The organism is Streptomyces sp. LARHCF249 (genome assembly GCF_052871255.1).
On sequence record NZ_JBIXJQ010000011.1, the window covers coordinates 146130 to 171817 of the forward strand.

The 25688-nt window shown below is 71.5% G+C and carries 22 protein-coding genes and 1 tRNA gene; 11 read left to right on the forward strand and 12 right to left on the reverse strand.

Annotated elements, in window-relative coordinates; all coding sequences use genetic code 11:
• Positions 1-15: 15 nt before the first annotated feature.
• The 5 genes from ACIPUC_RS28795 to ACIPUC_RS28815 all read left to right on the forward strand — a co-directional run bounded on the left by ACIPUC_RS28795 (position 16) and on the right by ACIPUC_RS28815 (position 6606).
• Positions 16-1689, forward strand: coding sequence for an outer membrane protein assembly factor BamB family protein (locus ACIPUC_RS28795; RefSeq protein WP_446593246.1), 1674 nt, complete (start codon positions 16-18; stop codon positions 1687-1689).
• A gap of 41 nt (positions 1690-1730) precedes the next feature.
• Positions 1731-3497, forward strand: coding sequence for an outer membrane protein assembly factor BamB family protein (locus ACIPUC_RS28800; protein WP_446593248.1), 1767 nt, complete (start codon positions 1731-1733; stop codon positions 3495-3497).
• 124 nt (positions 3498-3621) lie between these two features.
• Positions 3622-4311: a response regulator transcription factor gene (locus ACIPUC_RS28805; RefSeq protein WP_446593388.1), complete on the forward strand. Its 690-nt coding sequence runs from the start codon at positions 3622-3624 to the stop codon at positions 4309-4311.
• Between the two features lie 73 nt (positions 4312-4384).
• Positions 4385-5344, forward strand: coding sequence for a UDP-glucose 4-epimerase GalE (galE, locus tag ACIPUC_RS28810; protein WP_446593390.1), 960 nt, complete (start codon positions 4385-4387; stop codon positions 5342-5344).
• Between the two features lie 488 nt (positions 5345-5832).
• Positions 5833-6606, forward strand: a complete 774-nt coding sequence (locus ACIPUC_RS28815; RefSeq protein ID WP_446593249.1) for a LuxR C-terminal-related transcriptional regulator — start codon at positions 5833-5835, stop codon at positions 6604-6606.
• On the opposite strand, the gene ACIPUC_RS28820 is transcribed toward ACIPUC_RS28815, so the two are convergent.
• Positions 6565-7062: a MarR family winged helix-turn-helix transcriptional regulator gene (locus tag ACIPUC_RS28820; protein WP_362591802.1), complete on the reverse strand. Its 498-nt coding sequence runs from the start codon at positions 7060-7062 to the stop codon at positions 6565-6567. The two genes, ACIPUC_RS28815 and ACIPUC_RS28820, sit on opposite strands and share 42 nt — an antisense overlap.
• A 161-nt stretch (positions 7063-7223) precedes the next feature.
• On the opposite strand from ACIPUC_RS28820, the gene ACIPUC_RS28825 reads away from it, so the two are divergent.
• Positions 7224-8081, forward strand: coding sequence for a trans-aconitate 2-methyltransferase (locus ACIPUC_RS28825; RefSeq protein WP_446593250.1), 858 nt, complete (start codon positions 7224-7226; stop codon positions 8079-8081).
• A 2-nt stretch (positions 8082-8083) separates the two neighbouring features.
• Positions 8084-8461, forward strand: coding sequence for a VOC family protein (locus ACIPUC_RS28830; RefSeq protein ID WP_446593251.1), 378 nt, complete (start codon positions 8084-8086; stop codon positions 8459-8461).
• Positions 8462-8541: 80 nt separating this feature from the next.
• On the opposite strand, the gene ACIPUC_RS28835 is transcribed toward ACIPUC_RS28830, so the two are convergent.
• A complete protein-coding gene (locus ACIPUC_RS28835) occupies positions 8542-9216 on the reverse strand; it encodes a TetR family transcriptional regulator (protein ID WP_386186608.1) in 675 nt (224 codons plus the stop codon).
• Entirely contained in the window at positions 9213-10193 is a 981-nt protein-coding gene (locus tag ACIPUC_RS28840; RefSeq protein ID WP_446593252.1) for an acyl-CoA desaturase, read from the reverse strand. The genes ACIPUC_RS28835 and ACIPUC_RS28840 overlap by 4 nt, the downstream gene beginning before the upstream one ends.
• Positions 10194-10515: 322 nt before the next feature.
• Here ACIPUC_RS28840 and ppc point away from each other — a divergent pair, with 322 nt between their 5' ends.
• Positions 10516-13287, forward strand: a complete 2772-nt coding sequence (gene ppc / locus ACIPUC_RS28845; RefSeq protein ID WP_446593254.1) for a phosphoenolpyruvate carboxylase — start codon at positions 10516-10518, stop codon at positions 13285-13287.
• 73 nt (positions 13288-13360) lie between these two features.
• Here ppc and ACIPUC_RS28850 read toward each other — a convergent pair whose 3' ends face one another.
• From ACIPUC_RS28850 to ACIPUC_RS28880, 7 genes are all read right to left on the reverse strand, one after another.
• A complete protein-coding gene (locus ACIPUC_RS28850; RefSeq protein ID WP_446593255.1) occupies positions 13361-14119 on the reverse strand; it encodes an LPXTG cell wall anchor domain-containing protein in 759 nt (252 codons plus the stop codon).
• A 186-nt stretch (positions 14120-14305) separates the two neighbouring features.
• Positions 14306-14896, reverse strand: a complete 591-nt coding sequence (gene pth / locus ACIPUC_RS28855) for an aminoacyl-tRNA hydrolase (RefSeq protein WP_446593257.1) — start codon at positions 14894-14896, stop codon at positions 14306-14308.
• Between the two features lie 90 nt (positions 14897-14986).
• A complete protein-coding gene (locus ACIPUC_RS28860; RefSeq protein WP_446593258.1) occupies positions 14987-15571 on the reverse strand; it encodes a 50S ribosomal protein L25/general stress protein Ctc in 585 nt (194 codons plus the stop codon).
• A gap of 176 nt (positions 15572-15747) precedes the next feature.
• On the reverse strand, positions 15748-16725 hold the full coding sequence (locus ACIPUC_RS28865) for a ribose-phosphate diphosphokinase (RefSeq protein ID WP_031138975.1): 978 nt from the start codon (positions 16723-16725) through the stop codon (positions 15748-15750).
• A gap of 134 nt (positions 16726-16859) precedes the next feature.
• On the reverse strand, positions 16860-18305 hold the full coding sequence (gene glmU / locus ACIPUC_RS28870; RefSeq protein WP_446593260.1) for a bifunctional UDP-N-acetylglucosamine diphosphorylase/glucosamine-1-phosphate N-acetyltransferase GlmU: 1446 nt from the start codon (positions 18303-18305) through the stop codon (positions 16860-16862).
• A gap of 123 nt (positions 18306-18428) precedes the next feature.
• Positions 18429-18499: transfer RNA gene (locus ACIPUC_RS28875), tRNA-Gln, on the reverse strand.
• An 11-nt stretch (positions 18500-18510) separates the two neighbouring features.
• Entirely contained in the window at positions 18511-19416 is a 906-nt protein-coding gene (locus ACIPUC_RS28880) for a hypothetical protein (RefSeq protein ID WP_446593261.1), read from the reverse strand.
• A 131-nt stretch (positions 19417-19547) separates the two neighbouring features.
• Between ACIPUC_RS28880 and ACIPUC_RS28885 the strand changes: the two genes are divergently transcribed.
• The gene (locus tag ACIPUC_RS28885) at positions 19548-20813 is read left to right on the forward strand and encodes a sensor histidine kinase (RefSeq protein ID WP_446593263.1); all 1266 of its coding nucleotides are present in this window, start codon (positions 19548-19550) and stop codon (positions 20811-20813) included.
• Between the two features lie 41 nt (positions 20814-20854).
• Here ACIPUC_RS28885 and ACIPUC_RS28890 read toward each other — a convergent pair whose 3' ends face one another.
• Both ACIPUC_RS28890 and ACIPUC_RS28895 read right to left on the reverse strand, forming a co-directional pair.
• Positions 20855-21364: an SUKH-3 domain-containing protein gene (locus ACIPUC_RS28890; RefSeq protein ID WP_446593265.1), complete on the reverse strand. Its 510-nt coding sequence runs from the start codon at positions 21362-21364 to the stop codon at positions 20855-20857.
• Positions 21365-21366: 2 nt separating this feature from the next.
• Positions 21367-21999: a YwqJ-related putative deaminase gene (locus ACIPUC_RS28895; protein WP_446593266.1), complete on the reverse strand. Its 633-nt coding sequence runs from the start codon at positions 21997-21999 to the stop codon at positions 21367-21369.
• Positions 22000-22229: 230 nt separating this feature from the next.
• Here ACIPUC_RS28895 and ACIPUC_RS28900 point away from each other — a divergent pair, with 230 nt between their 5' ends.
• Both ACIPUC_RS28900 and ACIPUC_RS28905 read left to right on the forward strand, forming a co-directional pair.
• Positions 22230-23237 (forward strand): SMI1/KNR4 family protein, encoded by a 1008-nt coding sequence (locus ACIPUC_RS28900; protein ID WP_446593267.1) that lies wholly within the window; start codon positions 22230-22232, stop codon positions 23235-23237.
• On the forward strand, positions 23227-25575 hold the full coding sequence (locus ACIPUC_RS28905; RefSeq protein WP_446593268.1) for an SUKH-4 family immunity protein: 2349 nt from the start codon (positions 23227-23229) through the stop codon (positions 25573-25575). The genes ACIPUC_RS28900 and ACIPUC_RS28905 overlap by 11 nt, the downstream gene beginning before the upstream one ends.
• Positions 25576-25688 lie beyond the last annotated feature (113 nt).

A 25688-nucleotide genomic window follows, 5' to 3' on the forward strand; every position in this document is an offset into this window, starting at 1 on the left:
CGAAGGTACGCGCTGATGACCGAGCCGCCCCAGCCGCCGAACCAGCCGCCGACACCTTCGGGTTACGGGCACCTGCCCGGCCCGCCGCCGTCCGGTTACAGCCAGCCGCCGCAGGGTGCGAACCCCTACGCCCAGCAGCCGCCGACCGTCGCGCAGCAGCCGGCCGCTCCCGGATGGGGGCACCACCCAGCGGTAGCTGGGGGAGGCTATCCGCCCCCGCCCCCCGGCGCGCCGACGATGCCGATGGGCGCCCCCGGCATGCCGCCGGGCACTCCGCCGAAGAAGAAGGCGACCGTGCTGATCGCCGCGGCGGTCGCGGGCGTCCTCGTCCTGGGTGCCGGCACGTACTTCGCCTTCTTCCGGGGCGACGACAAGGACCCCAAGCAGCCCGTTGCGCAGGAGTCCGCCTCCCCCGACGCCAAGCCCTCCGGCTCGCCCTCCGTCGACAAGGGGGACGGCAGCGGCAACGGCGGCGCCGACGCCGACCTCAACTCCGGCCGCAAGCAGGGCGAGGACAAGGTCCTCTGGCTCAAGACCGCCAAGATCGACGGCCCCGGCGCCGGAGTGAAGACCGACGGCCAGTGGGTCGTGGGCGACACCGTCGTCAAGACCGTCGACAAGGCCGTCACCGGCTACGCGGTCGCCGACGGCAAGCAGAAGTGGTCGCTCACCCTTCCCGCCGCGGTCTGCGCCGTCACGCGCCAGACCAGCGCCGACGGCAAGACCGTCGTCATGTACCGGGACGGCGAGTCGGACACCGCCAACTGCAACCAGATGCGGCTGATCGACCTCAAGGCCGGCAAGGAGGGCTGGTCGAAGGAGGTGCCCAAGGAGGGCGCGTTCGACCTCTTCGTCGACCCCAGCCTGGCCATCACCGGAGACACCTTCTCCGTCAGCCGCCTCACCCGCGCCACCGCCTTCAAGCTCAGCACCGGCGACAAGCTCTTCGCCAGCCCGACCGAGGGCTGCATGCCCGGCGCGTACCCCGCGGGCAGCGGCAAGATGCTCGGGATCGCCACCTGCCACGACGCCGACAGCACCGTCGAGGTCCAGGACGTCGACCCGGCCACCGGCAAGAGCACCTGGTCCTACCGGCTCCCCAAGGGCTGGAAGGTCAACCGGGTCTTCTCGCTCGACCCGATCGTCCTCGACCTCGTCAACAGGAACAACTCCAAGGAACGCTCCATCGTGGTCCTCGGCCCCGACGGCAAGCAGCGCGCCACCGTCACCGGCGAGGGCAAGTTCTCGACCCAGTGCGGGATGAAGCACGACGACTCCCTGCAGGGCTGCGCCACCGCCGTCGTCGACGCGGGCACCCTCTACCTGCCCACGGACACGGACCTCCTCACCGCCAACGAGATCGTCGCCTTCGACCTGGCCACGGGCAAGGCCAAGTGGCGTGTTCCCGCAGGGGACAAGCGCACCATCGTGCCGCTCAAGGCCGCGAACGGCCAGCTGGTCGCCTACCGCAAGGCGTTGGACGCCATGGGCGGCGAGGTCCTCACGATCCCGGCCGGCGGCGGAACGCCCACCGCGGTGCTGCGCCACCCGTCCGGCCCGGCCGCCGAGGTGGAGAGCACCTTCTACGCCCCGGAGGTCGACTACGTGGACGGGCGGTTCTTCATCTCCACCGTCCGTCTGCTCGCCCAGGGCAAGGACGAGAAGTTCCTGATGGTCTTCGGCAAGTGAACGCGACCCCCGAGCCGCCCAGCGAGAGGCAGTAGCAACCCATGAGCACCCCGCCGCCCCCCAGCCAGCCGCCGTCCGGCGGCTTCGGAGCGCCGCAGGATCCCCAGCAGCCGCCGTCCGGCGGCTTCGGAGCGCCGCAGGATCCCCAGCAGCCGCCGTCCGGCGGTTTCGGAGCGCCGAAGGACTTCCCGCCCGCGCCGCCGGTGGCGCCCGCCCCGCCGCAGCAGCCGCCCGCGCAGCCCGCGTACGGCTACCCGCAGCAGCCCGATCCGGGATACGGCTACCCGCAGCAGCCCGGTACGCCGCCGCCCTTCGGCCCGCCCACCACGCCCATGTACGCCGCCCAGCCCGCGGCCGGCGGTACGGGCGGCGGCGGCAACGACGTGCGCAACCAGCTGATGATCGTCGGCGCGGCCCTGCTGGCCATCGTCCTCATCGTCGGGGGCGGCTTCTGGTACGTATCCGGCGACGGCGACGGCACGAACGACACCGCGGACAGCGGTCCGGCCAAGCCGGGCGAGGACAACGGCAAGCCCGGCGCGGGCGGCACCGAGAAGGTGCCCGCCAACCCCAAGTCGAAGGTGCTGCTCAACCAGCCGAGCCCGACGCCGGAGGAGATGGTCCAGGTCCCCGGCTCCTGGCTGACCGACTCCACCTACGTCAAGTCCGACGTGTACAAGATCGTCGGCTACAACCTCGTCGACGGCGGCAAGAAGTGGGAAGTTCCCCTCCCGGGCGAACTCTGCGGCGCCACCCCGCACGTCACCGACAAGAAGTCGGCGGTGCTCTTCCGGCCCGCGAAGCCCACGCCGGAGGCCAAGTACCCGCCGTGCAGCGAGGTCGGCGTGATCGACCTGGAGGCCGGCAAGCTCCTGTGGTCCGGCAACGCCAAGAGCGCCACCAGCGGCGACAAGCCCGTCTCCTACTCCGAGATCACCCTCAGCGGGCAGACGGTCGCCGCGGGCGGCACCTCGGGCGGCGCCGCCTGGAACCTCGCCGACGGCAAGTCCCTGTGGCTGCCCAAGACCGACGGTGAAGGCTGCCGCGACGCCGGCTACGCGGGCGGCGAAGCCCTCGCCGTCATGCGCCAGTGCGGCCAGAGCTCCAGCCCGACCCTGTACGCGCAGGTCCTCGACCCGGCCACCGGCGCGCCGCAGTCCTCGTACAAGCTCTCCGCGGGCATCGACTACGCCAGCATCATCTCCACCAAGCCCCTGATCGTCGCCGCCAACGTCGGCAAGACCGCCAAGAACGCCAGCAACGTCAGCGACCTCTTCGTCATCGACGCCGCCGGCCAGCTGAAGGCGCGCATCTCGCTCTCCTCCGGCACCTTCGGCGGCGAGTGCGAGACCGAGGTCGAGCGCTGCTCCGGCTTCGTCGTCGGCAACGGCAAGCTCTACCTGCCCTCGTACGAGCACCAGGGCAAGGACGCCTACGGCAAGACCAACGAGCTGCTGTCCTTCGACCTGGAGACCGGCAAGCAGACCAACGACGCCGCCCCCGCGGGCGAGCGGTACAAGCTGTTCCCGCTGCGCATGGACGGGTCGAACATCATCGCCTACAAGGAGCCCCCGTACGACAAGGGCGGCCAGATCGTCAGCATCGACGGCAAGACGATGAAGGAAACCCTCCTGATGGAGAACCCGGCCGACAAGCCGCAGCAGCGCATCGAGACGGCCTACTCGCCCGACCACCACGAGTACCGCTACCACAACGGCAAGCTGTTCCTCGCCCGTACGTCGGTGAAGAAGCCGTACTCCGCCACGTCGGACCCGGAGTACATCTTCTCCTCGTTCACCGCGAGCTGACCGGCCCGCGTCCACGAAGCCCCCGGAAGGTCCGCCTTCCGGGGGCTTCTGCGCGGTAACCCCCGCGCACCGTCGAACAAGCGTGTAGCTTGCCGGGTCAGAAGGGTCGGGGGTGGGTGCCGCAATGGGCGTACGGGTCGTGGTGGTCGACGAGCACCGGCTGCTGGCCGAGGCGCTCGCCTCGGCCCTGAAACTGCGTGGTCACCGGGTGCTCGCCGCCGCCGCACCGGCCGCGGGAGCCGCCGAACTGGTCATCAGCCGCGCCCCGGAGGTCTGCCTCCTCGGCACCGCCGTCCCCGCCGAGCCGGGCGTGTTCGAACCCGTCGTCCGGATCAAGCGGGAGCGCCCGCAGATCGCCGTCGTCGTCCTGGGCCCGGTGCCCAGCCCGCGCGGGATCGCGGCCGCCTTCGCCGCGGGCGCCTCGGGGTACGTGCGCCACGACGAGCGGATCGAGGGCGTGGAGCGGGCGCTGGCCAAGGCCCGGGCGGGCGAGGTGGCGATCGCCCCGCAGCTGCTGCAAGGCGCCTTCGCCGAGCTGCTCAACCCCGCCGCCCAGCCCGACGACGAGGGCAGCAGGCTGCTGCGGCTGCTCACCCCGCGCGAGGTGGAGGTGCTGGTCCGGGTCGCCGAGGGCGAGGACACCCGGCTCATCGCCGCGGGCATGGCCATCGCGCCGAGCACCGCCCGTACGCACGTGCAGCGGGTGCTGATGAAGCTGGGCGTGGGCTCGCGGCTGGAGGCGGCCGCGCTGGCCGCCCGTACCGGCCTGCTGGACCGGGCGGCACCGGCGGGGGCCGGGCAAGCGGTAGTTTGACGGGAGACCCGGCACGCGCGCGGACCCGCGCGTGTCCCCCGCGAGAGGCAGTAGGCGAGTGAGCGAGACGGCGATGCACAAATACCTGGTGACCGGCGGCGCCGGCTACGTCGGCAGCGTGGTCGCGGCCCATCTGCTGGAGGCGGGCCACGAGGTCACCGTCCTCGACGACCTCAGCACCGGCTTCCGCGAGGGGGTCCCGGCGGGCGCCGCCTTCATCGAGGGGCGGATCCAGGACGCCGCACGCCACCTGGACTCCTCCTACGACGCGGTGCTGCACTTCGCCGCCTCCTCGCAGGTCGGAGAGTCCGTGGTGAACCCGGGCAAGTACTGGGAGAACAACGTCGGCGGCACCCTCGCCCTGCTGGCGGCGATGCGCGGGGCGGGCGTGGGCAAGCTGGTGTTCTCCTCCACCGCCGCCACGTACGGGGAGCCGGCGGAGGGCCTGCTCACCGAGGCCTCGGTGACCGCGCCGACCAACCCGTACGGGGCCTCGAAGCTGGCCGTGGACCACATGATCGCGGGGGAGTGCGTGGCGCACGGCCTGGCCGCGGTGTCCCTGCGCTACTTCAACGTGGCCGGCGCGTACGGGGAGTTCGGCGAGCGGCACAGCCCCGAGACCCACCTGATCCCGCTGGTCCTGCAGGTGGCGCTGGGCGAGCGCGCGTCGATCTCGGTGTTCGGCGAGGACTACCCGACCCCCGACGGCACCTGCGTGCGCGACTACATCCACGTCGCGGACCTGGCGGAAGCCCACCTGGCCGCCCTGGAGCACGCCACCGCGGGCGAGCACCTGATCTGCAACCTGGGCAACGGCAGCGGGTTCTCGGTGCGGGAGGTCGTCGAGACGGTCCGCAAGGTGACCGGCCACGAGATCCCCGAGGTCGTCGCCCCGCGCCGGGCGGGCGACCCGGCGGCGCTGGTCGCCTCGGCCAGGACGGCCCACGAGCGGCTGGGCTGGACGCCGAGCCGCTCGGACCTCACCGGCATCATCACGGACGCGTGGAACTTCGCGCGGACGCACACCTCCTGAACCCTGCACACCTGCTGAACCATCCGGAACACGTTCTTCCTGCGCGCCCCCCGTACCGGTCCCGGTGCGGGGGGCGCGCGCATGCCGCCGGCGCGCTGTGGGCGGGCGCTGTGCGCGGGCGCCCGGCGTGCACACGCCGGGTGAAATGCGCGCCGTGCAACTGCCCGTGGCACGCGCCGGTCCGGAAGCCGCCAGCCGAACCTTCGGTGCAGGCGAAATCAGGCCATCGCAAAGGCCGTTCAGGACGGGCTCGCCGGAAAATCCCCGGGAAAACTTCTGCTATTCGGCCAACCGCGCGCCACGGCGCGCCCTACGCTGATGCGTGACACCGGTGGGGGCCGGTGTTGATTCAGGGGTCGAGACAAGTCGGGTACGGCGTCCGGTCCGGGGTAGTGCAGAGATGTCACGGCGGCGGCCGCGGCAGCTGCGGATCACCCGGTCCGGGCGCCGTACCCGCCGTCGTCCGTTCCCCGACCCTTGGGGGTTTTGTGGTTCGTATCCGGGTTCTCGTGGTCGACGATCACCGCATCTTCGCCGAATCGCTCGCCGCCGCACTCGCGGCCGAGCCGGACGTGGAGGTGTCCGCGGCCGGCAGCGGCCCCGCCGCGCTGCGCTGCCTCGAACGCGCGGTGGCCGAGGGCCGCCGCTTCGACGTCATGCTGGTCGACGCCGATCTCGGCGCCGTCGCCGGAGGCGTGCCCGCCCAGCGGGAGCCGGGGTCCGGTTCCGGGCCGCCACCGCCCTCCTCCGACGGGATCGCTCTGGTCGCGGGCGTGCGCGTGTCCCACCCCGGGGTGCGCACCGTCGTCCTCGCCGAGCGGGACGACCCCCGCAGGGCGGCCCTCGCCCTGCAAGCAGGGGCTTCGGGCTGGGTGGCGAAGGACTGCTCGCTGCAGCGGCTGCTGGCCGTCATCCGGGGGGTCCTGCGCGAGGAGACCCACCTTCCGCCCGCGCTGCTGACGGGAGTGCTCCGTGAGCTGACCGCCGCGCGCAAGCACCGTACGGACAGTGAACGGCTCGTCGAGTCGCTCACCCCGCGCGAACACGAGGTGCTGCGCTGCATGGTGGCGGGGCTGGGCCGCAAGGACGTGGCGGCGCGGCTGTTCCTGTCCCCGCACACCGTCCGCACCCACATGCAGAACGTGCTGGGCAAGCTCGGGGTGCACTCCACGCTCGCGGCGGTGGCTCTGGCCCGGCGGGCCGGCGTACGACCGGCCGACCTAGCCGGGGATGTTGTCGAACGGAGCGGTCAACTGGCGTAGCAGCGCGGCGAGGTCGCCACGCTGGATGCGCGAGAGCTGGGCCAGGATCGCCCGCTCCTGGGCCAGCAGCCCGGCGAGGGCCTGGTCGGCACGGTCGCGGCCCTCGGGGGTCAGCCGCACCAGGACCCCCCGGCGGTCGCTGGGGTCGGGCAGCCGCTCGACGAGGCCCTTCTTGGCGAGCCGGTCGATCCGGTTGGTCATGGTCCCGGAGGTGACCAGGGTCTGGGTCAGCAGCTGTCCGGGGGAGAGCTGGTAGGGCGCGCCGGCGCGGCGCAGGGAGGTGAGGACGTCGAACTCCCACGGCTCCAGGCCGTGCTCGGAGAAGGCGAGCCGGCGGGCGCGGTCGAGGTGGCGGGCGAGCCTGCTGACGCGGCTGAGCACCTCGAGCGGTTCCACGTCGAGGTCAGGGCGCTCCCGCCGCCATGCCGCTACCAGTCGGTCGACCTCGTCCTCCATGCCGATCAGTGTAAGGGGTCTGTCGATGTGAAGTCTCTTCATGTCATGTATCTCGTGATCAAGTATCTTGACATCGAGATATAAATGTGGCCACCATGGGGCATGGAGGGGGCCGGAACTGATTCCGCTTCCGACCGCCCCGCCAGCAGGGAGGCTCGAACATGTATTCCGATACGGCACAGGCCGGCATCCCCACGGCCACCGCGCCATCGGCACCCACCTGGGATCCCCAGCAGTACCTCCGGCATGCCGGACACCGCACACGACCCTTCCTGGACCTGCTGACCCGTATACCCGAACTCCCCACCCGGCCCGCCCGCATCGCCGACCTCGGCTGCGGCCCCGGAAATGTCACCACCCTGCTCGCCGACCGCTGGCCCGAGGCCCGCATCACGGGCTTCGACCTTTCGCCGCAGATGCTCCACCGGGCCGCCCAGGAGTACGCCGGCCCCACCAAGGGCGGCGGCAGCCTCGAGTTCCGCCACGGCGACCTCGCCACCTGGCTGCCCGAGGAGCCCTACGACCTGATCGTCTCCAATGCCGCCCTCCAGTGGGTCCCCAGCCACCCCGGCTCCTTCGGTGCCTGGATCAACGGCCTGCGCCCCGGCGGCACCTTCGCCTTCCAGATCCCCGGCAACTTCAACGCCCCCAGCCACGCCCTGCTCGCCGAACTCTGCGACGCCCCGCGCTGGCGGGACCGGCTCGCCGGACACGGCGCCCGATACATCCACCTGCTCGAACCCGCCGAATACCTGGCCCGGTTCACGGAGCTCGGCTGCGCCGTGGACGTCTGGGAGACCACCTACCACCAGATGCTCCCCGGTCCCGATCCGGTGCTCGACTGGGTCAAGGGCACCGCGCTGCGGCCCGTCCTCACCGCCCTCGGGGACGACCGGGACGCCGTGGACGCCTTCCTCACCGAATACCGCGACCGGCTGCGCGAGGCCTACCCGCCCGGCCCGCGCGGCACCGTCTTCCCCTTCCGCCGGATCTTCGCCGTCGCCCGCAAGGAGGCCTGACCGTGCTCACCGCAGTCGACCACGTCCAACTCGCCGCGCCCGCCGGGTCGGAGGACCGGCTGCGCGCGTACTACACAGACGTCCTCGGCATGACGGAGGTCTCCAAACCGGCCGTCCTCGCCGCGCGCGGGGGCTGCTGGTTCGCCGCCGGACCCGTACAGCTGCACCTCGGCGTCGAGCATGATTTCCGGCCCGCCCGCAAGGCCCACCCCGGCCTGCGGGTGACCGGCATCGAGGCCTACGCGAGGAGACTGGAGGAACGCGGCGCCGAGGTCGTCTGGGACGACGGCCTGCCCGGCCACCGCCGCTTCTACTCCGAGGACCCCGTGGGCAACCGGCTCGAGTTCCTGGAGCCGCGCGGCCCGCAACCCGCGACCTGAGGTGTCCGCACCACGCGACGGCGCCCCGCCACCGGACCTGCCGGTGACGGGGCGCCGTCGTACCCCGCGCACACAGGGGCTCAGCTCTTGCGGCGGCCCACCAGCTGCGGCTTCGACTCCAGGCCGTCCAGCCCGTGCCAGGCCAGGTTCACCAGGTGCGCCGCGACCTCCGCCTTCTTCGGGCGGCGGACGTCCAGCCACCACTGGCCGGTCAGCGCCACCATCCCGACCAGCGCCTGCGCGTACAGCGGCGCCAGCTTCGGGTCGAAGCCCCGCGCCTTGAACTCCAGGCCCAGGATGTCCTCGACCTGCGTGGCGATGTCGCTGATCAGCGAGGCGAAGGTGCCGGTGGACTGGGCGACCGGGGAATCCCGTACGAGGATCCGGAAGCCGTCCGTGTAGGACTCGATGTAGTCCAGCAGCGCGAACGCCGCCTGCTCCAACAGCTCCCGCGGGTGCCCGGCCGTCAGCGCGCCCGTCACCCCGTCCAGCAGCTGGCGCATCTCCCGGTCGACGACGACCGCGTACAGGCCCTCCTTGCCGCCGAAGTGCTCGTACACCACCGGCTTGGACACCCCGGCCTTCGCCGCGATCTCCTCCACCGAGGTGCCTTCGAAGCCCTTCTCCGCGAACAGGGTCCGGCCGATGTCCAGCAGTTGCTGGCGCCGCTCCGCGCCCGTCATCCGAACCCGGCGGCCACGCCTGGGCTTGTCGCTGCTGGAATTACCGCCGTCGATCGCCACGCCTCCCATCATGCCGCGTTCGGCTCGGTTTCCCTGCGCCGGGCTTCGATGCGCTCCGCCGAGGGCCAGCGCACGTCCGTGGCCCAGCCCAGCTGCTCGAACCAGCGGATCAGCCGCGCACTGGAGTCGACCTGGCCGCGCAGCACCCCGTGCCGGGCCGAGGTCGGGTCGGCGTGGTGCAGGTTGTGCCAGGACTCCCCGCAGGACAGCACCGCCAGCCACCACACGTTGCCCGAGCGGTCACGCGACTTGAACGGCCGCTTGCCCACCGCGTGGCAGATCGAGTTGATCGACCACGTGACGTGGTGCAGCAGCGCGACCCGCACCAGCGAGCCCCAGAAGAACGCCGTGAAGGCGCCCCACCAGGACATCGTCACCAGACCGCCCACCAGCGGCGGGATCGCCAGCGAGAAGATCGTCCAGTAGATGAAGTCGCGCGAGATCCGCCGGATCGCCGGGTCCTTGATCAGGTCGGGGGCGTACTTCTGCTGGTCGGTCTGCTCCTCGTCGAAGAGCCAGCCGATGTGCGCCCACCACAGGCCCTTCATCAGGGCCGGCACGCTCTCGCCGAACCGCCACGGCGAATGCGGGTCGCCCTCGTGGTCCGAGAACTTGTGGTGCTTGCGGTGGTCCGCCACCCAGCGCACCAGGGGGCCCTCCACCGCCATCGAGCCCATCACGGCGAGGACGATCCGCAGCGGACGTTTCGCCTTGAAGGAACCGTGCGTGAAGTAGCGGTGGAAACCGATGGTGATCCCGTGGCAGGCCAGGAAGTACATGAAGACCATCAGGCCGAGGTCGAGCCAGCTCACTCCCCAGCCCCACGCCAGCGGCACCGCCGCCAGCAGCGCCAGGAAGGGAACGGTGATGAACAGCAGAAGGGCGATCTGCTCGATGGACCGCTTGTTCTCGCCGCCGAGGGTGGCGGACGGCTCAGGTGTGCCGGAGGACGCGGAGGCGTCCTCGATCAGATCGGGACTGGTGGTCATGGGTGTCCCCTGGGGGGTGAGAGATGGTCGGCAGGCTCCCGGTTACGGACCTACGGACCCGTAACCTACGGCATCGTAAGTATGGCAAAGCCCCGTCGCGGGGCAAGAGGAGCGCGGCCGAGGGGGCCGTGCGGCACCCGAGCGGTTCACGAGCCGCCTGATGAGACATTTGCCCAGGCACGCGCGTCGGACACCTATCCTGTTGTCGTCGGACAGCGCGGTCCGCACGGGCAGCCCGAGCTGCGCATCAGGACCGGCATCGCCGTGCGCGGTCGGGAGCCCACCGCCCAGTAGCGCTCGAACACTGCAAGGAGCCGCACCTGTGAGCAGTGCTGACCAGGCCCCCCTGGCCACCCAGCCGGCCGCCCCCGTCACCCCGGCCGCCACCGCCAACGCAGAGTTGCGCGCGGACATCCGCCGGCTCGGTGACCTCCTCGGCGAGACCCTCGTACGCCAGGAGGGCCAGCACCTCCTCGACCTCGTCGAACAAGTGCGCGCACTGACGCGCACCGACGGCGAGGCCGCCGCCGCCCTGCTCGGCGACACCGACCTGGAGACCGCCGCCAAGCTGGTGCGCGCCTTCTCCACCTACTTCCACCTCGCCAACGTCACCGAGCAGGTGCACCGCGGCAAGGAGCTGCGCGCCCACCGCGCCGCCGAAGGCGGGCTCCTGGCCCGCACCGCCGACATGCTCAAGGACGCCGACCCCGAACACCTGCGCGAGACGGTCAGGAACCTCAACGTCCGCCCCGTCTTCACCGCCCACCCCACCGAGGCGGCCCGCCGCAGCGTCCTCAACAAGCTGCGCCGCATCGCCGCGCTGCTCGAGGAGCCCGTCACCGGCGCCGGCGACCGCCGCCGCCACGACCTGCGCCTCGCCGAGAACATCGACCTCGTCTGGCAGACCGACGAACTGCGCGTGGTCCGCCCCGAGCCCGCCGACGAGGCCCGCAACGCCATCTACTACCTCGACGAGCTGCACGCCGGCGCAGTGGGCGACGTACTCGAGGACCTGGCCGCCGAGCTCCAGCGCGTCGGCGTCGAGCTCCCCGCCGGCACCCGCCCGCTCACCTTCGGCACCTGGATCGGCGGCGACCGCGACGGCAACCCCAACGTCACCCCCGACGTCACCCGGGACGTGCTGATCCTCCAGCACGAGCACGGCATCACCGACGCCCTCGAACTCATCGACTTCCTGCGCGGGCTGCTGTCCAACTCCATCCGCTACACCGGCGCCACCGAGGAACTCCTCGCCTCCCTGCAGGCCGACCTCGAACGCCTCCCCGAGATCAGCCCCCGCTACAAGCGGCTGAACGCCGAGGAGCCGTACCGCCTCAAGGCCACCTGCATCCGCCAGAAGCTCGTCAACACCCGCGAGCGCCTCGCCAAGGGCACCCCCCACGAGGAAGGCCGCGACTACCTCGGCACCGCCGAGCTCCTCACCGACCTCACCCTCATCCAGACCTCCCTGCGCGAACACCGCGGCGCCCTCTTCGCCGACGGCCGCATGGACCGCACCATCCGCACCCTGGCCGCCTTCGGCCTCCAGCTCGCCACCATGGACGTACGCGAGCACGCCGACGCCCACCACCACGCGCTGGGCCAGCTCTTCGACCGGCTCGGCGAGGAGTCCTGGCGCTACGCCGACATGCCGCGCGACTACCGGCAGAAGCTCCTCGCCAAGGAGCTCCGCTCGCGCCGCCCGCTGGCCCCCACCCCGGCCCCGCTCGACGCCGCCGGGCACAAGACCCTCGGCGTCTTCTTCGCGATCAAGGACGCCTTCGAAAAGTTCGGCCCCGAGGTCATCGAGTCCTACATCATCTCGATGTGCCAGGGCGCCGACGACGTCTTCGCCGCCGCCGTCCTCGCCCGCGAGGCCGGCCTCATCGACCTGCACAGCGGCTGGGCCAAGATCGGCATCGTGCCGCTCCTGGAGACCACCGACGAGCTGCGCGCCGCCGACGTCATCCTCGACGAGATGCTCGCCGACCCCTCCTACCGGCGCCTGGTCTCCCTGCGCGGCGACGTCCAGGAGGTCATGCTCGGATACTCCGACTCCTCCAAGTTCGGCGGCATCACCACCTCCCAGTGGGAGATCCACCGCGCCCAGCGCCGCCTGCGCGACGTCGCGCACCGCTACGGGGTCCGCCTGCGCCTCTTCCACGGCCGCGGCGGCACCGTCGGCCGCGGCGGCGGCCCCTCCCACGACGCGATCCTCGCCCAGCCCTGGGGCACCCTCGAAGGCGAGATCAAGGTCACCGAACAGGGCGAGGTCATCTCCGACAAGTACCTCGTGCCGTCACTGGCCCGCGAGAACCTCGAACTGACCGTCGCGGCCACCCTGCAGGCCTCCGCCCTGCACACCGCACCCCGCCAGTCCGACGAGGCCCTCGCCCGCTGGGACGCGGCCATGGACACCGTCTCCGACGCCGCGCACGCCGCCTACCGCGCCCTCGTCGAGGACCCCGACCTGCCGGCGTACTTCTTCGCCGCCACCCCCGTCGACCAGCTCGCCGACCTGCACCTCGGCTCCCGCCCGTCCCGCCGCCCCGACTCCGGCGCCGGCCTCGACGGCCTGCGCGCCATCCCGTGGGTCTTCGGCTGGACCCAGTCCCGCCAGATCGTCCCCGGCTGGTACGGGGTCGGCTCCGGCCTCAAGGCCCTGCGCGAGGCCGGCCAGGAAGGCATCCTCGCCGAGATGGGCGGGCGCTGGCACTTCTTCCGCAACTTCCTGTCCAACGTCGAGATGACCCTGGCCAAGACCGACCTGCGCATCGCCCGCCACTACGTCGACACCCTCGTACCCGACCACCTCAAGCACGTCTTCACCCGCATCGAGGCCGAGCACGAGCTCACCGTCCGCGAAGTCCTGCGCATCACCGGCGGCGAGAAGCTCCTGGACTCCCACCCGGTGCTCCAGCAGACCTTCGCGGTCCGCGACGCCTACCTGGACCCGATCTCCTACCTCCAGGTCTCCCTGCTGGCCCGCCAGCGCGCCGCGGCCGCCCGCGGCGAGGAGCCGGACCCGCTGCTCGCCCGCGCCCTGCTGCTCACGGTCAACGGCGTGGCCGCCGGCCTGCGCAACACCGGCTGACAGACGCCGTACGCACGACAGGGCCCCCGCGCCACCATGGTGCGGGGGCCCTGTCATTGCGGGGCTACGCGGCTCAGCCCGCGGCGCCGGCCTTGCGGCGGCGGACCACCAGCACGCCGCCGGCGGCGATCAGCGCGGCCGCCATCGTGGCGATCAGGCCGATCGGCGCGTCGGAACCGGTCTTGGCCAGGTCACCGCCGCCCGTGGAACCGCCGGTCGTGGCAGCCGGACCGGTCGCAGCCGGAGAGGAAGCCGAGCCGGACGGCGACACGCTCGACGAAGCCGAGGCGGACGCGCTGACCGAAGCCGAAGCCGAAGCCGAAGCCGACGTCGAGGCCGACGCGGACGTGGAGACCGAGGAGGACGGCGAGACGGTCGTCGTCTTCGTCGGGGTCGGCGTGGCCGTGGCCGGGCAGGTGTGCGACAGGTTGAACCACTCGAGCTTCTTGCCGCCGCCCGTGGTGCCCTCGACCTCGGCAACCGCCGAGACCAGCTTCGCGCCGGCCTCCGAAGCCGCGTACGCGTGGTTCTCGTTCGGCGGACCGAAGGTCGTGATGACCTGCTCGCCACCGGGCTCGAACTTCACCGTCAGCTTCACGAACGAGACCTCGTTCGGGCTGCCCGGCGCGATGAAGTGCCAGCCGTCCTGCGTCGCCGGGATGTCGGCGCACTTGGCCTCCGGCTTGCCGAAGGAGTCCGCCGAGATCGGAACGGGCTGGTGCAGCGGAACGGTGTACGAGTCGGTCGCGAACGCGGGGGCCGTACCGGCGGCGACGAGGAGCGAGGACGCGGCGACGGCGAAGGCCGCCCGGCGGATCCTGGAAAGGGCCATGAAGTACCTCTGACACTGATGAGGAGGAAGAGCCGTGGGGGGCGGCGCTCAGCTTCGTGACAGGAAGCCGCTCCGGTCAAGAGGTACTCGTCAGTATTCGTACGGAGTTGGGCCCGTGGACACCGCTTTGTCCGGTGTAACGATCCCTGCACGGCGGCACCCTGACGGAGCGCCGCCGCGACCGCGTCAGGAGTTGTACGCCGACTGGGCGCGCTCCAAGCCCTCCTGGATCAGGCACTCCACCGAATCGGCGGCCCGGTCCACGAACCAGTCCAGCTCCTTGCGCTCGGTGGAGGAGAAGTCCTTCAACACGAAGTCCGCCACCTGCATCCGGCCCGGCGGCCGGCCGATCCCGCAGCGCACCCGGTGGTAGTCCGGGCCCAACGACTTGGTCATCGACTTCAGCCCGTTGTGGCCGTTGTCCCCGCCGCCCAGCTTCAACCGCAGCGTCGGGTAGTCGATGTCCAGCTCGTCATGGATCGCCACGATCCGCTCCAGCGGAACCTTGTAGAAATCGCGCAGCGCCGTCACCGGCCCGCCCGAAAGGTTCATGTACGTCATCGGCTTCGCCAGCACCACCCGGCGGTTGGCCGGTCCCGGCGGGCCGATACGGCCCTCGACCACCTGCGCCCGCGCCTTGTGCGCCTTGAACTTCCCCCGGATCCGGTCCGCCAGCAGGTCCGCCACCATGAATCCGATGTTGTGGCGGTTGCCCGCGTACTCCGGTCCCGGGTTGCCGAGACCGACAATCAGCCAGGGCGCCGCATCGTCCGACATCAAAAGCTCCTTAAACGAGACGACCGCCGTCCCGCTCCAGTGGAGCCGGACGGCGGTCGGTCAGCAACTGCTGAGCGGGAGGGGTGAGGCTCAGGCCTCGGTGCCCTCGCCGGCCTCGGCGGACGGCTCCTCGGCCTGCGGGGAGACGACCTGCAGGACGGCGATGTCGCCGTCGACGGCCAGGGTGGTGCCCGCCGGCAGGACCAGGTCCTTGGCGTGGATGGTGGTGCCGGCCTCGAGACCCGCGATGGAGACGGTGACCTCGGTCGGGATGTGGGTGGCCTCGGCCTCCACGGAGATGGTGTTCTGGAGCGTCTCCAGCATGTTGCCGCCCGCGGCCAGCTCGCCCTCGGTGACGATCGCGACGTCGACGGTGACCTTCTCGCCCTTCTTGACGATCAGGAAGTCGACGTGCGAGATCGAGCGCTTCAGGGGGTGCTTCTGCACGGCCTTCGGGATGACCAGCTCGGTGCCGCCGTCCTTGATGTCCAGGGAGATCAGGACGTTCGGGGTACGCAGCGCCAGCTGAAGGGCGTGGGCGTCGACGTTGACGTGCTTCGGGTCGGTGCCGTGGCCGTAGATGACGGCCGGGGTCAGGGCGTCACGACGCGCCTGACGGGCAGCGCCCTTGCCGAAGTCGGTGCGGGACTCGGCGGAAAGCTTGATCTCGGACATGCTCACTCCTCGTGGGGTGACGGAAAACGGACGACAGTCACCCGGCCGGAACGGCCTGCTACGAAGAGCGCGTCGATAACGGAGTGCCCGCACATGAAAGTGCGGCCTCCCTCGCCGAGCAACTTCATGAGTCTACCCGGCAGGGAGGCCGCCTTCAAAAGGATCTACCGTGACGCCTACTGCTGCTCTTCGAACAGGCTGGTGACCGAGCCGTCCTCGAAGACCTCGCGCACCGCACGCGCGATCATCGGGGCGATCGACAGCACCGTGATCTTGTCCAGCTCCAGGTCGGACGGATCCGGCAGCGTGTTCGTGAATACGAACTCGCTGACCTTGGAGTTCTTCAGGCGGTCGGCGGCCGGACCCGACAGGATGCCGTGCGTGGCCGTCACGATGACGTCCTCCGCGCCGTGCGCGAACAGCGCGTCGGCCGCGGCGCAAATGGTGCCGCCCGTGTCGATCATGTCGTCGACCAGGACGCAGACGCGGCCCCGGACCTCACCGACGACCTCGTGGACCGTCACCTGGTTGGCGACGTCCTTGTCACGGCGCTTGTGCACGATGGCCAGCGGCGCGTCCAGACGGTCGCACCAGCGGTCCGCCACGCGCACACGGCCGGCGTCCGGAGACACGATCGTCAGCTTCGTGCGGTCCACCTTGGCACCCACGTAGTCCGCGAGGACCGACAGGGCCGAAAGGTGGTCGACCGGGCCGTCGAAGAAACCCTGGATCTGGTCGGTGTGCAGGTCCACCGTGAGGATGCGGTCCGCACCCGCGGTCTTCAGCAGATCGGCCACCAGGCGCGCCGAGATCGGCTCGCGCCCCTTGTGCTTCTTGTCCTGTCGCGCATACCCGTACGACGGGACGATCACGGTGATGGAACGTGCCGACGCGCGCTTCAGCGCGTCGATCATGATCAGCTGCTCCATGATCCACTTGTTGATCGGAGCCGTGTGGCTCTGGATCAGGAAGCAGTCCGCGCCACGAGCCGACTCCTGGAAGCGAACGTAGATCTCACCGTTCGCGAAGTCGAAAGCCTTGGTCGGCACGAGGCCGACTCCCAGCTGGTGCGCGACCTCCTCGGCCAGCTCGGGGTGGGCGCGGCCGGAGAAGAGCATCAGCTTCTTCTCGCCGGTCGTCTTGATCCCGGTCACAGCACTGTCTCCTCAGACGTGTTGAAAGCTGCTCGCCCCCATGTGCGTCCGTCCCGCACACGGTGAGCCAGCCGAATTGCGTGCACCTATCACGGTACGCCGTCGCGGGCGCACTCGTTTCCGGTCGGTTCACCTCAACGGCTGTCGGAGTCCACCTGGACCGCCGACTGAGCCGCCGTCGCGGCAGCGCTTCCCGGACGCTTGCGGGCCACCCAGCCCTCGATATTCCGCTGCTGGCCACGGGCCACGGCCAGCGCACCGGGCGGCACGTCCTTCGTGATCACGGACCCGGCGGCCGTATAGGCGCCGTCCCCGATGGTGACGGGCGCCACAAACATGTTGTCCGAGCCCGTCTTGCAGTGTGAGCCGACGGTGGTGTGGTGCTTGTGCTCACCGTCGTAGTTCACGAAGACGCTCGCCGCACCGATGTTCGTGTACTCGCCGATCGTCGCGTCGCCCACGTACGACAGGTGCGGCACCTTGGTGCCCTCGCCGATCGTCGCGTTCTTCATCTCGACGTACGTGCCGGCCTTGGCCTTCGCGCCGAGCACCGTGCCCGGACGCAGGTACGCGAACGGACCCACGGAGGCCCCGTCGCCGATCACCGCGCTGTCGGCCACCGTGTTGTCCACCCGGGCCCCCTCGCCCACGCGGGTGTCCTTCAGCCGGGTGTTCGGGCCGACCTCGGCCCCCTCGGCGACGTGCGTGGCGCCCAGGAGCTGCGTCCCCGGGTGGATCACGGCGTCCTGCCCGAAGGTGACCGTCACGTCCACGAACGTGCCGGCGGGGTCGACGACCGTCACCCCCGCGAGCATGGCCCGCTCCAGCAGCCGCGCGTTCAACAGGGCGCGGGCCTCCGCGAGCTGGACGCGGTTGTTGATACCGAGGATCTGGCGGTGGTCGGCGCCGACGGCCGCGCCGACCCGGTGGCCGGACTCGCGCAGGATCCCCAGCACGTCGGTGAGGTACTCCTCGCCCTGGCTGTTGTCGGTGCGCACCTTGCCGAGGGCGTCGGCGAGCAGCGCGCCGTCGAAGGCGAAGACGCCGGAGTTGATCTCGCGGATGGCGCGCTGGGAGTCGGTGGCGTCCTTGTGCTCCACGATGGCCGTCACGGCGCCGCCGGCGTCGCGCACGATCCGCCCGTAGCCGGTGGCGTCCGGCACCTCCGCGGTGAGCACGGTGACGGCGTTGCCGTCGGCCTCGTGGGTCGCCGCGAGCTGCTGCAGCGTCTCGCCGGTCAGCAGGGGGGTGTCGCCGCAGACGACGATCACGGTGCCGTCGACGACCCCGCCGAGCTCTTCGAGGGCCATCCGGACGGCGTGCCCGGTGCCGTTCTGTTCGTACTGGACGGCCGTGCGCACACCGGCGTCGATCCCGGCCAGGTGTGCGGTGACCTGCTCGCGGGCGTGCCCGACGACCACGACGAGGTGGGCGGGGTCCAGCTCGCGGGAGGCGGCGACGACGTGACCGACGAGCGAGCGCCCGCAGATCTCGTGCAGAACCTTCGGAGTGGCCGACTTCATGCGGGTGCCTTCACCCGCTGCGAGTACGACGACGGCTGCCGGGCGGTTGGCGCTCACGGGGATGCCCTTCGGCTTCGGGGGTGGACCCGCCAAGGATACCGGGGGCTTAGTGCCCGGTAACGAGGCCGGGTCCCGACCATGAAGGTCAGGACCCGAATCTGAGCACTAGTGCTCTGTGAGCTCCCGGAGAAGGATTCGAACCCTCATTCAATGGACCAAAACCATTTGTCCTGCCCTTAGACGATCCGGGATGGTTCGCCCGCTACGTCCGATTCCGGTGATCGGATTCGGATGCAGCCCCTACTATGCCGCACCACCAGCCTTCGATGCGACGATACAGATCCGCACTTTTGAGGACGCGAACGGCAAGGCAGCCGCGGTACTCCTCGCCGGTGTTCTTGCGGCGGGTCGTCGGGTTATGGCGCTTCAGCGTGGTCTTGGTGAACTGGGACGGGTCGGCGCCGACAAACCCCGCCCAGAAGCTCTCCGCCTCCGCGACGTCGGCGCTCTCGTGAATCATCAGGAAGTAGCGCACGTGCTCCTTCTCGACGCCGAGGAGGCGCAGCCAGGCGAGGTAGACGCTGATCATGTCGGGGTCGCTGTTCACGAAGACGGCCCGTTCGCGCCGCTCGTAAGGCTTGTCCTTGCTGCCCTCGGCCCAGTACAGGCCCACTCCGAGGATGAACAGCTCGCGATCCGAAAGGACCCCGATCTCTGCCGCCGCCTGTTCTTTGGTCCGACACCTTTCGGTGTCGCGCAGCTGGAGAGTCCGTTCCCATCCGCGTTTCGCGATTGCGGAGGCCTCTTCGGAGCTACGCCGACGCTCCGGCTTCGGGAGGTCGCGGACCCAGAGGGAGATCGAGCTCTTCGAGCAGCCCAGCTCGAGCTGGATCTGGTCGTAGGTCAGGCCTTGGAGGCGGAGTTCGCGGGCCTTCGCGCGGAGGTCGTCCTTCGCGTTGGGGCGCTTCGCCCATTCCGGTGGCGGCTCGCCCTCCAGGAGGCGGTTGAGGAGGTCGTTGTTGTGGACGGCCAGGCGGTCGCGGATGTCTCGGCGGCTGAGGCCCTCTCGGCGTAGGGCCACCGCCTGCTCGCGGAGGGATTCGAAGGTCGCGGTTCCGGTGCGGAGGCCGCCGGTGCCGTCGCCGGGGCGACGTCGGGTGTCGGTCATGACGCCAATGTCGTCCGGAATGTGGGATTCAGGTCTCGGTCAGCGGATGATTCCGTCGTACGTGCGATTGCCGCTGGTTTGCTGGAATTTTGGTCGGCGGTGTGCTGAGGGGCGCCCGTACGCTGGACGGCATGACCAGTACGGGGGATGTGGAAGGCCGCGCTGGGCCGCCGTTGTGGTGGGCGCGGCGGCGGGATGCCGTGGTGGACGTGGGGCTCGGCGGGGTGTCCGTCGTCGAGTGCGCGTGGGAGGGGGTGGCCTTCGCCGGTGCGGCGGGGGTGCCGACGGCGGTCGGGGTGCTGTTCGGGCTCCTGGTGGGGTCCACGCTGGTGCTGCGGCGGCGCTGGCCGGTGGCCGTGGTGCTGGTGGGGATCGCCGTGGCGCCCGCCGCGATGGGGTTCCTGCTCGGGGTGGTGGGCCTGTACACGCTGGCCTCCTCCGAGGTGCCCCGGCGGATCATCGCCACGCTGGCCTCGATGTCCCTGGCGGCGACCTTCGTCGTGATGTACCTGCGGACCCGGGGCGACGTCGAGGCCGACCACCTGCTGGTGGTGGCGCTGTCCGGGTTCGTGGCGGTGGCGCTGACCGTGCCGCCGGTGCTGTTCGGGCTGTACATCGGGGCCCGGCGGCGGTTGATGGAGAGCCTCCAGGAGCGGGCGGACTCGCTGGAACGGGAGCTGTCGCTGCTGGCGGACCGGGCCGAGGAGCGGGCCGAGTGGGCTCGTACGGAGGAGCGCACCCGGATCGCGCGCGAGATGCACGACGTGGTGGCGCACCGGGTGTCGCTGATGGTGGTGCATGCGGCTGCGCTGGAGGCGATAGCGGCCAGGGATCCGGCGCGGGCCGTGAAGAACGCGGCGCTGGTGGGGGACATGGGGCGGCAGGCGCTGACGGAGCTGCGGGAGATGCTGGGCGTGTTGCGGGCGGCCGAGAAGCCGGCGCGGCAGACGCGGGCGCAGGCGCAGGCGCGGCCGGTGCCGGTGGCGTTGGCGGGGAGCTTCGAGGACGGGCCCTCGCTCCTCGAGCTGGAGGCGCTGGTCGGGCAGTCGAAGGCGGCCGGGATGGTCGTGGAGATGGTGGTGCACGGCGAGGGGGCGGCGTACGCGGCGGAGGTGGAGCAGACGGCGTACCGGGTGGTGCAGGAGGCGCTCACGAACTGCCACAAGCACGCTCCCGGCGCGCGGGTGACCGTACGGCTCGCGCACCGGGAGGGGGAGGTGGCCATGCAGGTGGAGAACGGGCCCTGTGACGGGAAGGCTGCCGAGCCCGGTCTGCCGAGCGGGGGCAATGGGCTGGTCGGGATGCGGGAGCGGGTGCTGGGGCTGGGCGGGGTGTTCGTGTCGGGACCGACCGACGAGGGGGGCTTCAAGGTGTCGGCGGTGCTTCCGGCCGGCTAGTCGGCCGGTCGGCGGGTGGCCGGCCGGTGGTCAGCCGGTGGTCAGCCGGTGGTCAGGCGGGTCGGCTGGAGGCCGGTGAGGAGCAGGGTCAGGGCTTCGTCGATGCCCGCGCCGAGGTACCAGTCGCCGGTGTGGTCGATGCCGTAGACGCGGCCTTCGCGGTCGAGGGCGAGGTGGGAGCTCCCGTCGGCTTCGACGCCCAGGGGGCAGAGCTGTGTGGAGAGGGCGCGGCCCAGGTCGGCGAAGGTGCGGGCGAGGTGCAGGCCGGTCAGCGGGTCGAGCCGGACGGTGGCGGGTGCTATCTGCCGGCCGGGGCCGGGGGCGCCGATCGTGAGGCCGCCGAACTCGGCCCAGGCCTCGACGGCGGCGGGGAAGACGGTGTGCTGGTGTCCGGCGGGGGTGGTGTGGTCGCGGAGCGCGTCGGCCCAGAATTCGGCCTGTTTGATGTCCCAGCGGCCGGGTTCCCAGCCGGCGGTGCGCAGGGCGGAGTCCACGGGGACGGGGAAGCGGGTCGCCGAGGAGCGGTCGTAGGAGGCTGAGGCGGTGGTCATGGCTACTCGGAGGGGGTGAGGTCGACGGGGCGGACGCCGAAGTGGGTGAGGAGTGCGTCGCAGGATCGGCATGGGGGTGCGTAGCTGCCGTGGAGGGGGTCGCCGTCCTCGCGGATGCGGCGGGCGGTGATTTTCGCGTGTTTGAGGGAGCGGCGGGCTTCGCTCGGGGAGAGGGGCTTGCGCGAGGCGCGCCGGGAGCGGGCGCCTTCGACGGCGGCGAGGTGGCGGGAGAGCAGGATCGCCTCTGGACAGCGGCCGGTGAAACGTTCGCGCTGGCCGCTGGTGAGGGTGTCGAGGAAGTCTTGTACGAGGGGGTGGAGTACGGGCGGCTGGTCGGCCTTTCCGGCGGTGCCGGTGAGGGTTTCGCCGCGTACGGAGAGGGCGGCGGCGACGGTGGGGAGGATGCCGTCGCGGCGGAAGCGCAGGACGGGCACGGCGGGGCGGCCGTCGGTGCTGCTCCAGCGCAGGCGTGGGTCGCCGGCGGGGCCGCCCGTTTCGGGAGCGGTTCCTGACGGTCCGGCGGCTTGCGGGCTTCCGGGGCTTCCCGTGGTGACCGGGATGGCCGGGATACCGTCGGTAGCCGCGGTTTCCGGGATGGCATCGCCCGGATTCGTGCGTGTTGCCGTGTTCTGCATGGTCGCGCTTTCCCTCCCGTGGCGGCGGTGGTGGCCGCTGTCGCGCACGCCCCCGTGCTGCGGGGACAGCCTGCCAAATGTCTCCTGTCATGCGGAAGCGGGGTCGAATATTCGTATCAATTCGGATGTTCCCGGCCGCCGGCCGGGCGTGCGGGTCGCGTGCGGGTGAGCCCCTTGCCCCAGCGCATAGGCTGTGGTGAACCAGCCAGATCCAGCAGGGGGCTACCGCCATGACGACAGGTCGGCTCGGGCAGCAGGCCGCGCCACCCAACGCCGCTTATTCGGGGCAGGTCGTGCATTTCCCGGACCCGGTCCGGGCCGCTCGGCATCCCCACGGAGTGCGGATGGACGGCAACGGGCATCCGGACTTCTCCGCGTACGCGCGCGCCGCGGTGGAGATCGCAGAGCCGCCGGAGGGTTTCGGCGTCGACGAGCTGCGGCTGACGGACTACGTCTCCGCGAATGCGGCCATGCGGGCGGCCGGGCACGAGTTGTGGGACACGGTCGGCCCGGTGGCGACCCCGCACGGCTGGACCTGGCACCACGTCGGGGGTTCGCGGCGCATGGAGCTGGTCCCGGTCGAGGTGAAGGCGCTGCTGAGGCATCACGCGGGGCTGGCGACGGCGCCGGTGGACCACGGCAAGCGCGGGACGCGGCCGTTGCAGGAGGTGCGCCCGGTGCACATGGGGCTGCCGAAGTCCGTGGTGTCGGTTTCCGAGGAGCAGGTGCAGGGGGTCGAGGAGGACCTCGGCTACCGGCTGCCGGAGGCGTACCGCTCCTTCCTCAAGGCCGCGGGTGGCTGCGCGCCGGTGGGTGCCGGGCTGGACGTGGATCTCGGCCTGCTGGTGGACCAGCCGTTCTTCACGGTGCGTGAGGAGGCGGCGGTCAACGACCTGGTCTACGTCAACAAGTGTCTGCGGGACCACCTGACGAAGGACTACCTGTGCGTGGCCTTCGTGCAGGGCGGGCTGCTCGCCCTGAAGGTGAAGGGGGAGGGCATCGGTTCGGTGTGGTTCTCCCCGTACGACGATGCGCGCGACCAGGACGGCTGGTCCGTGCAGGAGCGCGTGGAGCGGCTGTTGCTGCCGTGCGGCGGTGATTTCGACGCCTTTCTGGAGCGTTTGGCGGGCAACCCGCCGGAACTGGAGACGGTGGCCGGTCTGATGGTGGACGGCGGATTCGCACGCTCGGTTCCCGTGGCGGGGCCGGGTTCCCGTGCCGGTTCGGATGAGGGGTGATGGCGCGGTGGTGACGTTCGCGCAGGCGCAGGAGCGCGCCGAGGAATGGATCAACGGCGACGTGCCCGCGTACCAGCACCGGGAGGTGCGGGTGCGGGAGTTCGGGCTGGGGTTCGTGGTGTGGGCCGAGGACCGTGCGGCCGGTCCCGTCTCGGGTGGTGGCCGCCAGCGGCTGGTCATCGCGCGGGACAGCGGGGAGGTGACGCTGTGGCCGGGGCTGCCGGTGGGTGAGGTGATCCGCCGGTACGAGGAGGAGTACGGGGCCGCGGCTGCCGCGACGGCTTCGGAGGCTTCGGTTCCGCCGCCGCGGATCGACTCCGAGCAGACGTCGTTCATCCTGAGTCCGCCGGAGTGGCTGCAGGAGGCCGCGGACCGGGCGGGGATTCCGCCGGCGGCTCCGGCGGCCCCGGCCCCGGCTGCCGTTTCCGCTTCGGATCCGGTTGCTCCGGCTCCTGCTCCCGCTCCCGCTCCCGTGGAGGCGGCCGGCGTCGACTCCGCGCCTGCTCCGGCTGCGGCTGCGGCGCCCGTGGACGCGGTGCCGCTGCGGCGCGGGGGCGAGATCCCGTACGAGCCGACCGCCAACGACGGGGTGCCGGCCGGGTCCACGCCGTGGGCCGGGACCGATGTGAACCCGGGTGCGGACGACGCGTCCGTACCGCTGCCCGCGACCGTGTTCGCGCCGCCGCTGTCCGGGTCGGACCTGGAGGAGGCGCAGCCGTCCGCGGTGGCTCCGGAGGCGAAGACCACGCTGATGCCGGGCGGCAGCCGGCTGCCGCGGACCGCGGTCGTACCGGCACTGGCGACGCCCGAGGCGAGCTCCATCGCCGACGCGCCGACGAGCAAGGCCCAGGTCTCCCGGCCGGCCGCGCCCGCGCCCGGTGCGGGCCGGCCCTCGACCCCGCCGGGGCCGCCGACGCCGCCCGGGGCTCCTGGCTCGCTCGGGCGCGGGCTGGATCATGCGGCGACGATGTTGGCCGGTCCTGCGGTGACGGGTCAGCCGCCCGCGCCTCCGGGTCCGCCCGGGGCTCCGGGTGCCGGCGTACCCCAGCCGCCCGGTCCTCCCGGTGCTCCGGGTTCGCTCGGGCGCGGGCTGGACCATGCCGCGACGATGTTGGCCGGTCCTGCTGTGACGGGTCAGCCGCCCGCGCCTCCGGGTCCGCCCGGGGCGCCGGGTGCCGGCGCACCGCAGCCGCCCGGTCCGCCCGGCGTGCCCGGTGGCGGGCTGGACCATGCCGCGACGATGCTGGCCGGTCCGGCCGTGACCGGGCAGCCGCCCGCGCCCCCCGGCCCCCCGCCGGGCGCACCGGTCGGGCCGGGCGCGCCCATGGCGCAGCCTGCGGCGCCCACCGGGCCCACCGGCGCCCCCACGGTCGGCCCCGGCTACCAGGCGGTGCTCCGCTACCGCGCTCCCGACGGCTCCGAGCAGCAGATCATCCGCCGTTCCGCGCCCGGCACCCCGCACCCCGAGTGGCAGATCCTGTACGAGCTGCGCGCCATGAACGTGCCGCCGCAGCAGGTACTGGAGCTGCACACCGAGCTGGAGTCCTGCGAGCTGCCCGGCGGTTACTGCGCGCGGATGATCCGGGAGACCTGGCCGCAGGTGCGGATCACCAGCGTGGCTCCGTACGGCAAGGACCACGGGGGCCGTCAGCAGGGCATGCGCCACCTGCTCACCCATCAGGGCGAGCTGCACCAGGTGGCGGACGGTCCGGCGCGTCCCGCGCCGGTACGGGCGCCCCTGCCGCAGGTCCCGCTGCAGCCGGCGATCCCGCTGGATGCGATCGGGAGCGAGCTGGCGGGTGCGTTCGGCCCGCAGGGCGTGTTCCGTTTCGACCAGCGGGCCGTGTCCCGTCAGGGTGTGCCGGAGATCGTGGCGCAGACGCTGATGTGGGCGGGTCTGCCCGTCGACTTCGGGCCGTTCTTCTGGGCCCAGGCGGTGCCGGGGCAGCCGGTGCCGACGCTGGCGGAGATGGCCGCGCAGCGGCAGGTGCAGCCGGCGTCGGACGCGGGTTCGTACCTCGTCATCGGCAGTGACTTCGGCAAGGCGCTGTGCGTGCAGTACGGCACCGCGAACATCGTGGCGGTGCCGGTGGAGGGCGGTCCGGGCGGTGCTCCGGTGCCCCCGCAGTTCGTGAACTCGAGCCTGCCGCAGTTCGTACGGTCCCTCGCGATGCTGAGTCACATGTGGCGGCTGCGGCAGCACCTGACGCCGGAACAGGCGGGGCGCTGGACCGTCGATTTCCAGGCGAATCTGGCCGGGCTCGACGGTGCGGCGCTGGCCTCGCCGGAGAGCTGGTGGTCGGTGCTGCTGGAGCAGATGTGGGACGGACTGCTCTGATCGGATGATCGGTTGAATGGCCGGGCCGAGACCCTCGAACGGGGTCTCGGCCCGGCCATTCCGGCTTCTGGGAGCAAATTACGCAACCATGACACGAAAACCCCCCAGATATG

Excerpts from the sequence above, each read along its gene's own strand:
- ACIPUC_RS28795 (WP_446593246.1), top strand. The coding sequence starts at position 16 with ATGACCGAGCCGCCCCAGCCGCCGAACCAGCCGCCGACACCTTCGGGT.
- ACIPUC_RS28800 (WP_446593248.1), top strand. The coding sequence starts at position 1,731 with ATGAGCACCCCGCCGCCCCCCAGCCAGCCGCCGTCCGGCGGCTTCGGA.
- ACIPUC_RS28805 (WP_446593388.1), top strand. The coding sequence starts at position 3,622 with ATGGGCGTACGGGTCGTGGTGGTCGACGAGCACCGGCTGCTGGCCGAG.
- galE (WP_446593390.1), top strand. The coding sequence starts at position 4,385 with ATGCACAAATACCTGGTGACCGGCGGCGCCGGCTACGTCGGCAGCGTG.
- ACIPUC_RS28820 (WP_362591802.1), bottom strand. The coding sequence starts at position 7,062 with ATGGAGGACGAGGTCGACCGACTGGTAGCGGCATGGCGGCGGGAGCGC.
- ACIPUC_RS28825 (WP_446593250.1), top strand. The coding sequence starts at position 7,224 with ATGTATTCCGATACGGCACAGGCCGGCATCCCCACGGCCACCGCGCCA.
- ACIPUC_RS28835 (WP_386186608.1), bottom strand. The coding sequence starts at position 9,216 with ATGATGGGAGGCGTGGCGATCGACGGCGGTAATTCCAGCAGCGACAAG.
- ACIPUC_RS28840 (WP_446593252.1), bottom strand. The coding sequence starts at position 10,193 with ATGACCACCAGTCCCGATCTGATCGAGGACGCCTCCGCGTCCTCCGGC.
- ACIPUC_RS28850 (WP_446593255.1), bottom strand. The coding sequence starts at position 14,119 with ATGGCCCTTTCCAGGATCCGCCGGGCGGCCTTCGCCGTCGCCGCGTCC.
- pth (WP_446593257.1), bottom strand. The coding sequence starts at position 14,896 with ATGTCGGACGATGCGGCGCCCTGGCTGATTGTCGGTCTCGGCAACCCG.
- ACIPUC_RS28860 (WP_446593258.1), bottom strand. The coding sequence starts at position 15,571 with ATGTCCGAGATCAAGCTTTCCGCCGAGTCCCGCACCGACTTCGGCAAG.
- ACIPUC_RS28880 (WP_446593261.1), bottom strand. The coding sequence starts at position 19,416 with ATGACCGACACCCGACGTCGCCCCGGCGACGGCACCGGCGGCCTCCGC.
- ACIPUC_RS28885 (WP_446593263.1), top strand. The coding sequence starts at position 19,548 with ATGACCAGTACGGGGGATGTGGAAGGCCGCGCTGGGCCGCCGTTGTGG.
- ACIPUC_RS28890 (WP_446593265.1), bottom strand. The coding sequence starts at position 21,364 with ATGACCACCGCCTCAGCCTCCTACGACCGCTCCTCGGCGACCCGCTTC.
- ACIPUC_RS28895 (WP_446593266.1), bottom strand. The coding sequence starts at position 21,999 with ATGCAGAACACGGCAACACGCACGAATCCGGGCGATGCCATCCCGGAA.
- ACIPUC_RS28900 (WP_446593267.1), top strand. The coding sequence starts at position 22,230 with ATGACGACAGGTCGGCTCGGGCAGCAGGCCGCGCCACCCAACGCCGCT.
- ACIPUC_RS28905 (WP_446593268.1), top strand. The coding sequence starts at position 23,227 with ATGAGGGGTGATGGCGCGGTGGTGACGTTCGCGCAGGCGCAGGAGCGC.